The sequence below is a fragment of the Aeromonas sp. Prich7-2 genome, from assembly GCF_017939255.1.
GTDB classification, from domain to species: Bacteria; Pseudomonadota; Gammaproteobacteria; order Enterobacterales; family Aeromonadaceae; genus Aeromonas; species Aeromonas caviae.
On record NZ_JAGKRI010000251.1, the window covers coordinates 1 to 522 of the forward strand.

The 522-nt window shown below is 62.5% G+C and carries 1 protein-coding gene; it reads left to right on the forward strand.

Annotated features, from left to right (window positions below; all coding sequences use genetic code 11):
* A partial coding sequence (locus tag J9892_RS21470; RefSeq protein ID WP_210538931.1) for a transposase occupies positions 1-514 on the forward strand: 514 nt, incomplete at its 5' end.
* Positions 515-522: the final 8 nt, after the last annotated feature.

The following is a 522-nucleotide window of genomic DNA, read 5'->3' on the forward strand; positions in this document are numbered from 1 at the left end:
GGCCATCGCCGAGAGTAGCGAGCAGTGCAACCAGCCCATCGGTGCCCGGTTGGTCTTGCTGGCGGATGCGGTGTTTCGTACCCGGCACCGTTGGGAAAGCGGTGCGTTGAGCAAGCAGAAATACCTGCGCAGGCTCGCGCGTTACCGGCAAAGCTGGCGAAGCCAGTTGGAGCGCGGCGCCCTGTTGTGCAGCAAACGCTACCGTGGACGATGCCAGTTGCTGCTGCGGGATGACGAGATGCTGTGGCGGTTTATGACTGACGACGAAATAGCGCTGACCAACAACGAGGCGGAGCGGGCGCTGCGTGGCTATGTGCTCTGGCGCAAGGGTAGCTACGGCGTGTGGTCTCACCGGGGCGAGCTGTTTCGCCAGCGCATCCTGTCGTTGGTGGAGACCGGCAAGCGATTGGGCCGCTGCCCACAGGAGTGGTTGAGGGCCGTGGTCAGGGCGTGCATCGAGAAGACAGATTATCCCATCCCGGCAGAACTGATGCCGTCAACCCCGTCCTGGTGAATAGATAC